Here is a 14,645-nt window from a genome sequence, read left to right on the forward strand (position 1 = left end):
TAACTACTTTTTTTTATTTCAAACTAAAGTATAGTAAATCCATCAAGCAAATTTAACTTATTCGAGGTGATATATGTATGCTGTAATTTTCGGACGTCAAGGATGTCCATATTGTGTGCGAGCTAAAGAGCTTGCTGAAAAGTTATCTCAAGAACGCGATGATTTTTCTTATCGTTATGTTGATATCAACGCTGAAGGTATTACCAAACAAGATCTTTCAAAAAGTGTTGGTAAACCGGTAGAAACCGTACCACAAATTTTTATCGATGAAAAACCAATTGGTGGTTGCACTGATTTTGAAGCCTATGCCAAAGCTAATTTGGGATTATTTCAAGGATAAATATTTCTGCATAATAAATACAGATAGACCACCTCGGTGGTTTATCTGATCTTAACGACCCGGTAATTTTTGCCAAGTCACTTCATTACGTAAATAAGTTGGTTCAACATCTTCAACTTTAACAACGTCATTTTTCAACCATTTCTTATGGGCGATAACAACTAAATCTTGCGCTTCTGGTAACCATACTTCACTTTGCTTAATCTCTGGTAACATATTAGGATAAGTTTGCCACCCGGTACCAGCCAAATAATAGTTATTATCAATATGCTGAATTTTTGATTTCACATATTCAGGTTTGATAACACATTCAGCAATAATCGCTTGCCACTCTTGATTTTGATATTGATATTGACCTAAATAGACCTCACCCATTCTAGCATCTATCGCCGGAATAACTTTTGTTGATCCAGTTGTTCTATAACATCCTTGCGCCAAAGTCATCAAGGTTGAGACACCTATCATCGGTTTATCAATGCCCAATGCTAATCCTTGAGCAACCCCTATACCAATTCTCACGCCAGTAAAACTACCTGGACCTTGCGCAAAAGCAATAGCATCAAGTTGTGAAAGGGTACAGCCTGATTGATTTAAAATATTATCAACCATTGGTAAGATCTTTTTAGTATGATCTCGCGCCGAAATCATGAAATCGTGGGTGATTTCATTTCGATAAAATAGTGCTACGGAACAAGCTTCTGTTGAAGTATCAATGGCTAAAATAGTACTCATTTGTTTTCCAAATTATCAGGTTCATTGTTAGATAATAAAAAATCGATTACCTTGTTAACATCTCGGGTTCTTGGTGATGGCGGTAAACTATTAATAAACGTTGCGCCATAAGTGCGCATCACTAATCGATTATCACAAATTATAATCGCTCCACGATCATTATGATGACGGATCAATCGCCCCACCCCCTGTTTTAAGGTAATAACAGCTTCAGGTAATTGCACTTCATTAAAGGCATCACCACCTTGCATTTGGCAATCCTCCATGCGTGCTTTCATTAAAGGATCATCCGGTGAGGTAAACGGTAACTTATCTATAATAACACAAGATAAAGTATCACCCCTAACATCAATCCCTTCCCAAAAACTACTGGTTGCGATTAATAGTGCATTACCGCTTTCAATAAATTGTTCAAGAAGTTTTGTTTTGCTAGTTTCACCTTGAACCAACACCGGTAATTTGGTAAGCAATCGAAATTTTTCAGCTAATGCATTCATCATTGCATAAGATGTACAAAGAAAAAAACAACGACCATTATTAGCCTCAATAACCGGTAATAAAATATCAACGAGTTTTTCAGCATTGCCTCGCTCATTTGGTGATGGTAGATAACGCGGCACACACAAAATCGTCTGATTGATATAGTCAAATGGGCTTTCTAAAATTAAGGATTCAGCGTTGGTTAGCCCTAAACGTTTAGTAAAATAATCTAATTGATTATCGACTGATAATGTTGCTGAGGTAAATATCCAGCTACCTTCTCGCTGGGTTAATAATTCTTCAAATTTTTCCGTTACCGATAATGGTGTTAATGCAAAGAGAAAAGAACTATAGGTGCTTTCATACCAATAGCTATAACCAGGTACATGAGTTTCTGTCAACTTTTTTAACAATTGCTGGTACTGATTAACCCGCTCATAACAATTATCTAGTGTTGTCGAGCGACCTATCGTTAATAATAGAACTTCTTTACAAAAATCAAGACTATCAAACAGATAAGATAATTCTTGTTTAATACTGGATTGATTAAATAGATAGCGAAGATTACCTTTGTTATTTTGTTGACTGATTAATATTCGCATATCTTGGGTACATTTTTGCAATTTATCAGCACACTGCTGTAACTGAGACATATCTTTGACTTCGGTTCGATAAGCCAAATTTATCTCTTTGGCTAAGTCAAATAGTTGTCGACTCGTCAACTGTTCACCAAAATAGTGACAGGCAAGATCGGGAAGTTGATGTGCTTCATCAAATATCATTACATCAGCTTTAGGAATTAGCTCGCCAAATCCGGTATCTTTAACCACTACATCAGCCAAAAATAGATGATGATTAACCACGACAATATCGGCATTTAACGCGCGTTTACGAGCTTTAACCACATAACAATCATTATAATGCTCACAATCACTACCCAAACAATTATCGTTAGTACTTGTTAAGATTGGCCAAATTGGATTGTCTTCAGTCAGCGTGGTACATTTACTGATATCACCATCTTTAGTTTTGATTGACCAGTTTTTTACCCGAACTAAATCTGTGCGTAAACTCTTATCTAGATCGCCTGCTGCCGCATATTGGTGATACATACGCTCTAAACAAAGATAATTGGCTCGCCCTTTAAGAAGTGAAATTTTACCCGTATAGTCCAGCGCTTTTTTGATAATGGGTAAGTCTTTACTATACAACTGTTCTTGTAGATTTTTCGAGCCAGTTGAAATGATGACTTTCTTCTCACTACGTAATGCAGGAACCAAATATGCAAAGGTTTTACCTGTTCCCGTTCCCGCTTCCACTACTAGCGAATGTTGGGCGTTGATTGCTTCAGTGACTTTATTTGCCATACGTCTTTGTGGTTCTCGTGCAACAAAACCATCTATAGCCGTCGCAAGCAAACCATTTTCTGCAAAATCATCAATCACTTAAAATACACCTAATTAAAAGATAAGTCTAATTTGTCTATCCACACTGGAAAATATATTTAATAAATAAGCTAACGTTAGAAAAAAACAATTTTATATTAGAAATGAAATTATTATCCTGAAATTGAACAATTAACTATCAAAATAACGATTTATAATATAGCAATAACTAAAGCAAAAATATAGACAAGAATAATCACTATAAAGAAAAAGCTTAGTTAGAAACTGATTAATTTTTTTAAATCGATAATCTAAATAAGCTCATAAAAATAGAATTATTTAACCATTATTACTTTTTCAATTTAGTTTTTAAATAAATAAGATAGTGTTTTATTCCAGATAGATATTTTTTTTGTTTAAACATCAGTTTTGAATAAGCGCGAATTGAAGAGGTCTTTTTAGGACTATATAATGGTAAACAATCATTTCGCCAAGGTGATTTTTCTAAATAAGAATCAAATAATATAGATCGATAAGGTTCATGCCAAGGTTTATTCTTAGTTATGTAATGAATAAAGACTGTTTCATCCGGAATATTCGCATCTTCATTACCATTAATTGATAATGCCAATAAATTATTAAATTTTCTTGGTAATATTAGCCTTTTTTCACCGACACAAATATTTAAGACATCTTGATCGGGATATTGATATTTTTCACCACCATTTAATAGTTTCAACGTCTTATCAGTAATTTTATCTTCGCACCAAAGCGGAATGTTAATGAGCATAACACCAGAATTAAAATAAGTTCCTTCAATAACACCATATTTGGTACATTGAGATTGTTGCATATATGGTTCGTCAGCAACAGCTGCAAGTAGAATGCCAGTAAGATCAATATTATCAATATCTGATAAGCTATTCGTACATAAGGTATCACTATCAACATAAAGTAACTTATCAGTGGTATTTTTGAGTATTATTGGCGCTATTAGGCGCACACAAGCTGAAAGCGGAAACTGTTCGGTATTTTGCTCATCGACTTTGAACTGATCATTAATAACATATTCAGTTATTGATACATTATCGAATTTAATTTCTCCAAATTTACGTCTATTCTCATCAGAAAGATTATGGGTAAATAAATGAAAATGAATCGGCCTTGAAATATTATTTTCAAAAACAGAGAAAATATTTATACCTGCTGATAATGCATAATTATCATCAAAACATAATAGAATATGTATAATAGTTTGATTATTGTCAAAATTATGTGACAGTAATTCATTCCTTTTATTAATAAATCTATCAACTTGAATCACGGTTTACATCCTTATCGCTTTTTAAAAGCTTTATGCTTGAGATAAAGTAAATAATATTTGAATGCCGAAAGATATTTTTTTTGACTTGCTAACAATTTTGCATAACGTCTGGTTGTTGAGGGTGCATGTTCATTAGCTAATGACAATTTTTGATTAGCCCATGGCGAAGAAGCAATATAACGTTGATAAAGCGGGGTTAAATATAGCTGATACCATGGTTTATTGCCGGTAACGTAATGAATTATAACAGTGTCATCACTTAATAAGCTATCTTCATTACCACCAACTGAGAGTGAAGTAAGTTGGTTAAAATTTTTAGGAAGAAACAGAGTGTTACCTTGCATTAGAATATTCAAAACGTCTTGATCGGCAAATTTATAAACTTTACCGCTATTAATCATTGCAAAAGCTTTTTCTGTTAAGTTATTAGCTACCCACATGTCAGTATTAATATAAATCATTCCTGCATTAAAATATTCACCATACGAAATATTGCAATCTGGGCATTGTTTTTCTTGAGTTTTATCTACATCTGCAACTACAGCAGCATATTTGTCAGTTAAATCTTTATTGATTAAATCATCCAGTTTATTAGTACAAAGGATATCACAATCTAAATATAACACCCTCGAAGCTACTTTATTTAGCAATTGTGGCACAATAAAACGTAAACACGTTGATGCCGAAACATGTAGTACTAAAGTATCAGGATTTATCGAGAAATCATTGCTCACTTCATAACAAATTATCGAGGTATTATTCTGACTAAGTTGATTAAAGTCTTCAATTTTTTTATTAGATACTTTATTAGCAAATAAATGAAAAAACAGATTTTTATCGGGGTTGTTGATAATAATTGATGACATAGCAATACCTGCTGGCATTGCATAATTATCATCGAAACAGAATGCAATATGCACTGTTTCTTGTGATTCAATAATATGACTAAATAAAGTAGTAATCTTACTAATGAAAAGATTTTCTGTTAACATGTTCTAGTAATACCGACAATTTGAAATTTGTTTTATTGTAACATAACTAATTATTATAAAAAAATTAACTATCCATTTCATATTTATTTAACAATTTTGTAATACATGAATAGCTATGATATATTTAAAACATTGTATTAATGAGTGTTTGAAATGAATAATAGTATTATTAATATTGTATATTGTACAGATTCCAATTATCTAGAACATGTTGGTGTTTCTATTACTTCGATCATACTCAATAATAAAAGTAATAATATTCATTTTCATATTTTTTTGTATGATGTTTCAGACGAAGAAAAAAATAAGCTAAAAGAAATTAGCTCCGCAATTACGCTTTATTCAATTCCTATTGATGAGCTAAATAAATACATTGACATTAAGAATGAAAAAGTAAAACATATCAATCGTTCAATGTATATTCGCTTATCTGTTCCAAGATTATTACCTGATTATATTGATAAGTTTATTTACTTAGATGCTGATATCTTATGCTTTGGCGATATTTCTCCTGTTTTAAATATCAATATTGATTCAGTAGTTTGTGCGGTAACAGCTGATTCTTTAAATGATGATAATCTTTTAGCAAATGCAAATCGCTTATCGTTAGGAAATAAAAAATACTTTAATTCAGGTTTTTTATATATTAACAGTCAGAACTGGAAAAAATTTGACACAGAAAATAAAGCCAACCAAATATTATTATCACCAGAGAATTATAATTTAATCTACCCAGACCAAGATGCTTTAAATATTGTTTTGCAAGAACGTGTTGTTTTTGTTGATGTTAAATGGAATTATTTATTTACTTGGATGAATGATGAAGAAAAGGAATCTTTCTTTCATCATAAAAAATCGTTACCTTATTTTGTGCATTTTACAGGTCCAAGAAAAATATGGTACGCAGAACATAAAGGTTTAGCCCAAGATTTATACATTTTTTATAAACATTTTACCCCTTGGAGCGATGTAGTATTGAAATCTTACCAAAGCAAAATGAGACCAGTTGATTATAGGGTATATGCAAAAGATTTTTTTAGAAAAAGAAAATTTCTAAAATGTATTAAATATTATTTAACTTACTTAATTAAAAAATAGATTAAATAACCAGAAATTTTAATAATCTATGTTTTTATAATCCTACAACTAAAAAATTTAAATAATTCCTTTATAAATAAGCAAAATATACTGATTTTTATATATTCCGCTATTATTTCTGATTATATTATATAATAACATTAATAAACTAACTAATATTAGTTATACACTCTTATCTGAGTAGAGCCAAACAATTAAAATTATATAATTTAGGTTATATAATTTTAATTGCTGTTTTTTACTAGTTTATTAAATAGATAAAAATAGTAAAATTTAACAGCTGTAAAAACTCGACCTCTTTTTAAACAATATTTGGCATAGTTTCTTAACCATGATTTTTTTAATGCTTTCGGTCGTTTGGTATATTTCCAAGGAGATAAATCATAAAATTTTAAAAATAACTTAGAATCAAATGTTTGATACCATGGTTTATAGCCTGTTACGTAATGTAATAACACAGTATAAGGCGCTATTAATTGTTCTTCTTCACAAGAAATACTTATGTGAATTTTAGTATTATATTTAATAGGTAAAAGGATTGTTTGGTTTTCTAATAATATATTTAAAACATCTTGATCTGCAAAACGATAGACATTGCCATCATTTACCTTGTTAATACATTTGTTGGTTAAATCATTTTTCATCCACTCATCAGTGTTAATTAATAACACTCCCGAATTAAAATATTTTTCAACATCAATAGAATATAAATTTTTTACTTCATTTTGCATCGGTTTATCGTCAGGAATGACCCCTGCAACATAGTTAGATATATCTGTGTTATATAGTTCAGAAATAGATTTCAAACAGAGAATGTCACTGTCAAGATATAAAAATTTTTTAGTTTGAGAATGTAATAATGCCGGAAGAATAAAACGCGCACAAGAAACCACAGATAAGTAACCTAATACCAATGTATTCGGATTAATGTCAAAGTTATCATTTAAATAATATATTTTAATACTAACATTGTTTCCAATAAGTTCTTTAAGTTTAATTATATTAACCAAAGATACATTATCAACTAATAGATGAAAACAAAAATTTAAGTTACTATTATTTTCAATTATAGAAGTTATAGTTACCCCTGCTGGCATTGCATAATTATCATCAAATGCAAATGCAATATGCAATATTTCTTTACTGCTATTTTGAGTAAACTCTTCAACTTTACTTATATATTTATTGGAATTAAACATTTATTACGTCGCTTTTTAAAATTTTTATTATTCTAAATAAATACTATAAAAGTGTAAATTTATTTAATCTGTCAAAAGTTCTTAAATCTTCGTTTTTTTAATTTATATAAAGTTTTTACCTATATTTTGTTAACAAAGAAATATATAATTAACATAATAGATTATTAGATATCACTTAAATTAGAACGGATTAAATGTTTAACATAAATAACTTTATTGATCAAATTAAACCTATAAGTACTAATCTTGAGCCACATTTTCCAACTCTAAATATTGCTTTAGGATTTGACAATAATTATGCAATGCCTGCTGGTGTAGCAATATTATCAGTTATCCAAAATACGCCAAATTGCAACCTTCATTTTCATTTATTTATTGATAATGTGTCACATGTAAACCTTGAAAAGTTCGAGAAGTTTAATTATCCGAATGTATCAATTACGCTGTATTTTTTAAATAACAATTTTATCATCAATCCCAAAACGTTAGTTTTGCATATTCCGACAGCATCAACCTGCATACGCTTTATTATGCCTAAACTCCTTGTTTCAGTAACTGATAAATTAATATATCTTGATAGCGATATAATTTGTTTAAAATCATTAGCAAAATTAGCGGAATACAATATTGAAAATTATATTGCAGGAGTTATAAGTGATAGCAAAGATATGCAACAAACCATCAGTGAAATGTATAACATTGATTCAACAAGATATTTTAATGCAGGTGTATTACTTATAAATACTACTAAATGGTGTGAAGAAAAGATTTCCGAAAAGGCATTAACTATGATTAATGATGGAAATATTTATAAGTTTGCCGATCAAGATGTTTTAAATATTTTACTGGAAAATAAAACACTGTTACTACCAATAAAGTTTAATACTAAGATAAAAATTTCAGTCGATGCGCATCAGGAAAAAGAAATCAGACCTTATACTGTTATTTTACATTATATTTCACAAAATAAGCCGTGGTATAAAGTTTATCTTTCTGAAATTTTTAATAATTATTTTAATTTGTCTCCATGGAAAGATGATCAATTACCTTTAAGTGGTAATAGCTCATCTATAAGAAATTATGCTAAATATTTATTTAAACAAAAAGCTTATTTTAAATCTATTTATTACTATAGTATTTATTTAAAATTTAAGTTATTTCTTAAAAAATAATTATCTATTTGAAATTTTATGATAAATAAAACTGTTTGTCTTACTATTATTATACCTTGTTATAATGTTGAAGATTATATTGAAGACTGTTTAATTTCAGTTACAAAAGATGATACTTATCCTCTAGAAATTATATGTATCGATGATGGTTCTACTGATAATACCTTACTAATATTAGAGCAATATCAATCAAAATTTAGTAATATCAAAATAATTAAACAACCAAATCTCGGTGTCAGCCAAGCTCGAAATAAAGGTGTTGAATGTTCGTCTGGAGACTACATTCTATTCATTGATTCTGATGATATTATAAATCATAATTTACTCAAAGAATTCAGATATTCTCTAAAACTTATGCCTCAATTAGATTTGTTCTACTTTGATTATACGTCTTTTAAAGACGGAGAAATGATATCTTGTATGACAAATCTTGAAAATAGTAAAACAAAAAACTTCAAATCAGGCATAGATTTATTAAATCATTTATTAGAAATGAGAAATTATTCTGGCGTTGTATGGCGATTTATTTTCCGCCGAAAATTATTTACTGAAAAATTTATCGAGAAAAACCACGAAGACCACAGCATCTCACTTTCTATTATCTCGAAAGCAAAATTGACTAATTATTATATAAATAAAAATTCTTATTTTCACCGTGTACGTGCTTCTTCATTATCAGAACAATACATTGATGATTCTAATTTGAAAACTTTGAAAAGAGTTTTAGAACACTGTATAACAGAAATTAACACCCTACAATTATCAGATAATGCAAAACGCAATTATATCTGTGCAATGAATATCACTTATTTAGAATCACTGTTGAGATCTGATAAGACATTTCAAAAACAAACTAAAAATGAAATTATAAAAGAACTCGGTTTACTTAAACTAATGATACGAGTCTACAATAGTAAAAAATGTAATCCTATAAGAAATATTTTCTACATTTTAAAATTTATAAAGAAAAATCCTTGTACATTCACTACAAAGAAAATATTACTAAAATGTGCTATAACCAAAAAATATCCTTATATGAATATTGAAAAAGACTACAAGTACTACTCATCCCTAAATAAATTCTAAAAACCTATTTAGAGCTATGATCAAAAAAATTAGTGAACCATTATTCATTAAAATTACTTTTATACAATTTTGTATATGCACCATCTCTCTTTAATAATTCAGTATGGGTCCCTTGTTCGATAATAGTTCCATCACCTATCACTAATATTTTATCCGCATTTTCAATAGTAGATAATCGATGAGCTATAACTAGAGAAGTTCTTCCTTTTTGTAATTCATCTAACGCTTTCTGTATTGTCTTTTCAGACTCGGTATCTAATGCTGATGTGGCTTCATCTAAAATAAGAATCGGATTATCTCTTAAAAGAGCTCGAGCAATAGCTATACGTTGACGTTGACCTCCAGATAATAAAACTCCATTTTCACCAACTACTGTATCGAAACCTTTATCAAATTGTTTAATAAAATCATAAGCATTTGCTTTTTTTGCAGCTTCCTCTATTTGCTCTTGAGAAAACTCACCAATTTTTCCATATGCTATATTATTTGCAATATTATCATTAAACAAATGTACGTTTTGGGAAACTAAGCCAATTTGGTTTCTTAAACAAAATAATGTATATTCACAAATGTCAACTCCATCTATAGAGATTTCACCATCTGTAATTTCATAAAAACGCGTTAATAAATTTGCAATTGTTGTTTTTCCAGATCCTGATCTGCCAACTAAAGCGACGGTTTTGCCTGCAGGTACATTAAAACTAATATTATTTAATGCTAAATCATCCCGAGTTTCATACTTAAATGAAACATTCTTAAAAAGAATATCTCCTTTAACTCTATCTACATTTAAACTACCATTATCCTTTTCAATAGGTTGTTCAAGTATAGAAAACAATGTTTGACAAGCTGCCATGCCTTTTTGAAACCCTGCATTAACACTTGTTAAACTTTTTATCGGTTGCATCAAAGCTACCAATGAAGAAAAGACGACAGTAAATTCACCTGGTGTGATATTCAAATCAGGATTACTAGCTGTTAATAGTACAAAAGCAATTGCAAAAGAAATAACAACTTGAACAATAGGTGTTGATAAAGCGGAAATAGAGACTAATCGCATGCTATCTCGGCGAAATTTGTTACTCACTTTTTCAAAATTTTTAACTTCTTCTTCTTGAGCTCCAAATACAATTATTTCTCTATGCCCTTTTAACATCTGTTCAACCGACATCGTCACATTCCCCATTGAATTTTGCATATTTTTGGCTAAGCGACGAAATCTTATTGATATGAATGATATAAGAGCTATTACTATCGGAGTAATGATAATCAAAGACAAAGATAATTGCCAACTATTGTAAAACATTGTGTAGAATAGACCGCAAATAAAAGCTGTTTCGCGGATTATTGTTATTAATGCGTCTGACGAGGATGCTGCAACCTGATCAGTGTCATAAGTAATACGAGACAATAATCGACCAGTTGAATTTTGATCATAATAGCTAACAGGGGCTTCAACAAAATGGCTAAATAACCTTTGTCGAATTTTCATCACAATCTTTCCGGAAATTAGTGATAACAATACAGAATAACCATAGTTTGCAATTCCACGCAATAATACTAATCCAAAAATATAAAAAGGCGCCATTAATAAAAAATTTTGGTCATTCATTGAAAAACCACGATCTAATAATGGTCGTAATAAGGCGATCAACGAGGTGTCAGCAAATGCGCTTGCAATCAATAAAATAACGGAAAAAAATAATACAAACTTATGTTCCATAATTAATGGACATAATTTTAAAAAGGTTTTCCATGTAGAATAATCTTTATCTATATCATTAATATACTGTTGCTTATTTTGTCGATTCATATTGTTCATTATCTATTCTTTTTGCCTTAACTATTAAATTGCATTTTATGCATTTGTGCATAAATTCCATTTAATTTAATCAATGACTCATGATTACCATCTTCTATTACTTTTCCATCATCAATAACTAGAATACGATCTGCTTTTTCAATTGTTGATAAACGGTGAGCAATGATGATTGATGTTCTATTTTTCTGAAGTATTTCTAACGCTTTTTGTATAAGTCTTTCTGACTCATTATCTAGTGCAGAAGTAGCTTCATCAAAAATTAATATTGGATTATCACGTAACAAAACCCGAGCTATTGCGATTCTCTGCCTTTGTCCACCAGATAATAAGATACCATTATCACCTATTTCTGTGTTTATTCCATGTTCTAACTTATTAATAAATTCAATAGCATTTGCTTGTTTAGCCGCTCTTAAAATATCATCTTCACTATGAAGTTCTTTTTCACCGTATGCAATATTTTCAGCAATAGTACCATTAAATAAATGAACATTTTGAGATACATAACCAATTTGCTTACGTAATGATTTTAAAGTGTATTGTTGGATATTTATAGAGTCTATTAAAATTTCACCTTTAGAGATATCATAAAAACGTGGCAATAAGCTAGCAATTGTCGATTTACCTGCCCCTGAACGTCCTACGAGAGCAATAGTTTGACCCGCCTCTATTTTTAAACAGAAGTTATTAAGTGCTGGAGTATTTCGTGTAGGATAAGTATAAGTGACATTTTTAAACTCAATATTTCCTTTTACTCGATCAACAACAATAGTTCCATTATCATGCTCTAATGGGGAATTAAGAAGTTCAAATAGTGATTCACAAGCAACCGCACCTTTTTGAAGCTCAACATGTAAACTTGTTAATTCTCGTAGAGGGCGCATTACAGCTACCATCGCAGAAAAAACTACAGTAAATGAACCTGGTGTAATATCTAAATTTTGACTAGCTACTAAATAAAGTATGAAACCTAATCCAGTTGTTGCAATCAACTGAATTAAAGGTGTTGATAATCTTGAAACTATTTCTATTTTCAACATTCCTCTTCGAACTTTATCCGTTATAATATTAAAATTTCGTTTTTCATATTCTTTTGCATTGAAAATTAAAACTTCTTTATGCCCTTTTAACATTTCATCACTAGCAATAGTTATTTGTCCCATTCCAGCTTGCATTGAAGCAATAGTATGTCTAAATTTTTTGGCTATGAATTGTGCAATAAAAATAATCAATGGAACTAAAATAATTAATACTGAAGCTAATTTCCAACTTCCATATAACATAACAATACATAAACCTACTGCATAGGTTATTTCACGAATGAGTATTATCAAAGCGTCGGAAGAGGCTTTCGATAACATTTGAGTATTAAAAGTAATAACTGAAACAAGATCACCTATAGATTGTTTATCATGGAAACTAATAGGGCTTTTAATCAAATGATGAAATATCATCTGCCTAAATTTAGTCACAACTTTCCCCGATAACCACGAAAGACAGTATGTCGAAATATAATTAGATAACCCCCTAAGTAAAATTAATCCAATAATTGTAATAGCAATAAGAATCAAAAGAGAGTAATTTTTATCCATTAATCCATTGTCAAGTAATGGTTTGGTAAGTGATATTAATGTAGCATCTGTTGCTGCATTCAATAATAGTCCAAAAACGGCCACAAATAATGCTTTTTTAAAAGGTTTAATGAATGGCCATAGTTTTTTTAAAGTAGTAATTGAGTTTAATTTTTGAGGCATAATAGAATGTTAAAATAGTAAATTATCGACAATTATACACTATTATAAGACTTTCACGTTAATTTTATTCTATTGAGATTATAGATAAAAAAAACAAATATTTATTTATAATTTTATGAATATTAGCTATTTATACTCGAATTATTTTTTTATTTTGATCTTAATTCCCAGAAAACATAGAATATAAAACTTATCAGCATCCCAAATTCCAAGTAAACGTTGCCTTTTGTTTAAAAATAATTGATTGATTTTTCCTATATTATGATAGTCTTTATTAAACATAGAGCTTATAAAATCATTATCAGGAAAATGAGACGTTAAATTAAAAAGATTAACAATTTTAGTTGCTTGATTTAAAGCTAATATTCTATCTTTGTTAGGTAAACGACGCATCGATTCTAACAACTTATGTTGAAACAAATCAATTAAAACAGGTTTGAATTTATCAAACAATTGCCAACGGTCAACAAATTGCATTAAATATTCAAAACATAGCAATGAATCTAACTCATGAGAAGTTACAGTATACTTATGATTTTTTGTCGTATTGCTCATTATAGATCCATCTCTTATAAGATAGTTATAAAATTTATCATTCATAAAATATGCTGCATTACACAATAACCCATAAGACCAAAAAAAAGGATTATCTTCATACCAAAGTCCTTCAGGGAAATAAATATTATGCTGTCTAATGATTGAAAGTTTATAAATTTTATTCCATGCACAAACGTCCATGTTTTTCATAACATCATTAGATAATTTAACAAAACCTTTATATTTGTGTTCAAAATATCGCTCATCTTGTATTCGACTACAATTGTTTTCAATTATCAGCTTAGTCGAAAAGTAAATTAAATCAACATCAGGTTGATTGAAGTGACAAATCGTTTTCTCATAAGTATCTAATTCAATAAAATCGTCAGAATCAACAAAAGTAATGTATCTTCCTTTAGCATTTTCAATACCAACATTTCTAGCAGAAGACAAACCACCATTTTCCTTATCAATGATTCTTATTCTAGTATCAATTTCAGTATATTTTTTTAAAATAGAAAGGGAATTATCTGTTGAACCATCGTTAACGCAAATAATTTCAATATTTTTGAAAGTTTGATATATAACACTATCTAAACATTTGTTCAGATATTTTTCAGTATTATATACAGGAATGATTACAGATAAAATCGGTTTCATTAAAAGTAGTCCTTAATTGTTTTTTATTAACATTTAACAAAATGGTTAAAATCGCGAAAGAACA

General features: G+C 29.4%; 12 protein-coding genes. 4 read left to right on the top strand and 8 right to left on the bottom strand.

The features are described 5' to 3' along the window. The first annotated feature begins 73 nt into the window (after window positions 1-73). Complete coding sequence (locus AC5LXV_RS12910; protein ID WP_493466687.1) at window positions 74-340, top strand: GrxA family glutaredoxin; 267 nt, start codon at window positions 74-76, stop codon at window positions 338-340. A gap of 51 nt (window positions 341-391) precedes the next feature. Here AC5LXV_RS12910 and tsaB read toward each other — a convergent pair whose 3' ends face one another. The 4 genes from tsaB to AC5LXV_RS12930 form a co-directional block, all read right to left on the bottom strand. Next, window positions 392-1,072 (bottom strand): tRNA (adenosine(37)-N6)-threonylcarbamoyltransferase complex dimerization subunit type 1 TsaB, encoded by a 681-nt coding sequence (gene tsaB, locus AC5LXV_RS12915; protein WP_034882949.1) that lies wholly within the window; start codon window positions 1,070-1,072, stop codon window positions 392-394. Continuing rightward, window positions 1,069-2,997 (bottom strand): DNA repair helicase YoaA, encoded by a 1,929-nt coding sequence (yoaA, locus tag AC5LXV_RS12920; protein ID WP_493466688.1) that lies wholly within the window; start codon window positions 2,995-2,997, stop codon window positions 1,069-1,071. Before yoaA ends, tsaB begins: the two co-directional genes overlap by 4 nt. 289 nt (window positions 2,998-3,286) lie before the next feature. Continuing rightward, entirely contained in the window at window positions 3,287-4,261 is a 975-nt protein-coding gene (locus tag AC5LXV_RS12925) for a glycosyltransferase family 8 protein (RefSeq protein WP_493466689.1), read from the bottom strand. A gap of 11 nt (window positions 4,262-4,272) precedes the next feature. Continuing rightward, entirely contained in the window at window positions 4,273-5,253 is a 981-nt protein-coding gene (locus AC5LXV_RS12930; protein ID WP_493466690.1) for a glycosyltransferase family 8 protein, read from the bottom strand. Between the two features lie 153 nt (window positions 5,254-5,406). Here AC5LXV_RS12930 and AC5LXV_RS12935 point away from each other — a divergent pair, with 153 nt between their 5' ends. Further along, the gene (locus tag AC5LXV_RS12935; RefSeq protein ID WP_493466691.1) at window positions 5,407-6,351 is read left to right on the top strand and encodes a glycosyltransferase family 8 protein; all 945 of its coding nucleotides are present in this window, start codon (window positions 5,407-5,409) and stop codon (window positions 6,349-6,351) included. A gap of 224 nt (window positions 6,352-6,575) precedes the next feature. On the opposite strand, the gene AC5LXV_RS12940 is transcribed toward AC5LXV_RS12935, so the two are convergent. Further along, a complete protein-coding gene (locus AC5LXV_RS12940; protein ID WP_493466692.1) occupies window positions 6,576-7,550 on the bottom strand; it encodes a glycosyltransferase family 8 protein in 975 nt (324 codons plus the stop codon). 194 nt (window positions 7,551-7,744) lie between these two features. Between AC5LXV_RS12940 and AC5LXV_RS12945 the strand changes: the two genes are divergently transcribed. After that, window positions 7,745-8,722 (top strand): glycosyltransferase family 8 protein, encoded by a 978-nt coding sequence (locus AC5LXV_RS12945; RefSeq protein WP_493466693.1) that lies wholly within the window; start codon window positions 7,745-7,747, stop codon window positions 8,720-8,722. A gap of 18 nt (window positions 8,723-8,740) precedes the next feature. Then, on the top strand, window positions 8,741-9,808 hold the full coding sequence (locus AC5LXV_RS12950; protein ID WP_493466694.1) for a glycosyltransferase family 2 protein: 1,068 nt from the start codon (window positions 8,741-8,743) through the stop codon (window positions 9,806-9,808). Between the two features lie 40 nt (window positions 9,809-9,848). Here the strand turns inward: AC5LXV_RS12950 and msbA (AC5LXV_RS12955) are convergent, their stop codons facing one another. The 3 genes from msbA (AC5LXV_RS12955) to AC5LXV_RS12965 all read right to left on the bottom strand — a co-directional run bounded on the left by msbA (AC5LXV_RS12955) (window position 9,849) and on the right by AC5LXV_RS12965 (window position 14,581). Beyond that, window positions 9,849-11,621: a lipid A ABC transporter ATP-binding protein/permease MsbA gene (gene msbA / locus AC5LXV_RS12955; protein ID WP_493466695.1), complete on the bottom strand. Its 1,773-nt coding sequence runs from the start codon at window positions 11,619-11,621 to the stop codon at window positions 9,849-9,851. Window positions 11,622-11,647: 26 nt separating this feature from the next. Further along, on the bottom strand, window positions 11,648-13,384 hold the full coding sequence (gene msbA / locus AC5LXV_RS12960; RefSeq protein WP_493466696.1) for a lipid A export permease/ATP-binding protein MsbA: 1,737 nt from the start codon (window positions 13,382-13,384) through the stop codon (window positions 11,648-11,650). Window positions 13,385-13,525: 141 nt separating this feature from the next. Continuing rightward, window positions 13,526-14,581 (bottom strand): glycosyltransferase, encoded by a 1,056-nt coding sequence (locus AC5LXV_RS12965; RefSeq protein ID WP_493466697.1) that lies wholly within the window; start codon window positions 14,579-14,581, stop codon window positions 13,526-13,528. Between the last annotated feature and the right edge of the window lie 64 nt (window positions 14,582-14,645).

This window comes from Gilliamella sp. LMG 34359, assembly GCF_984569085.1.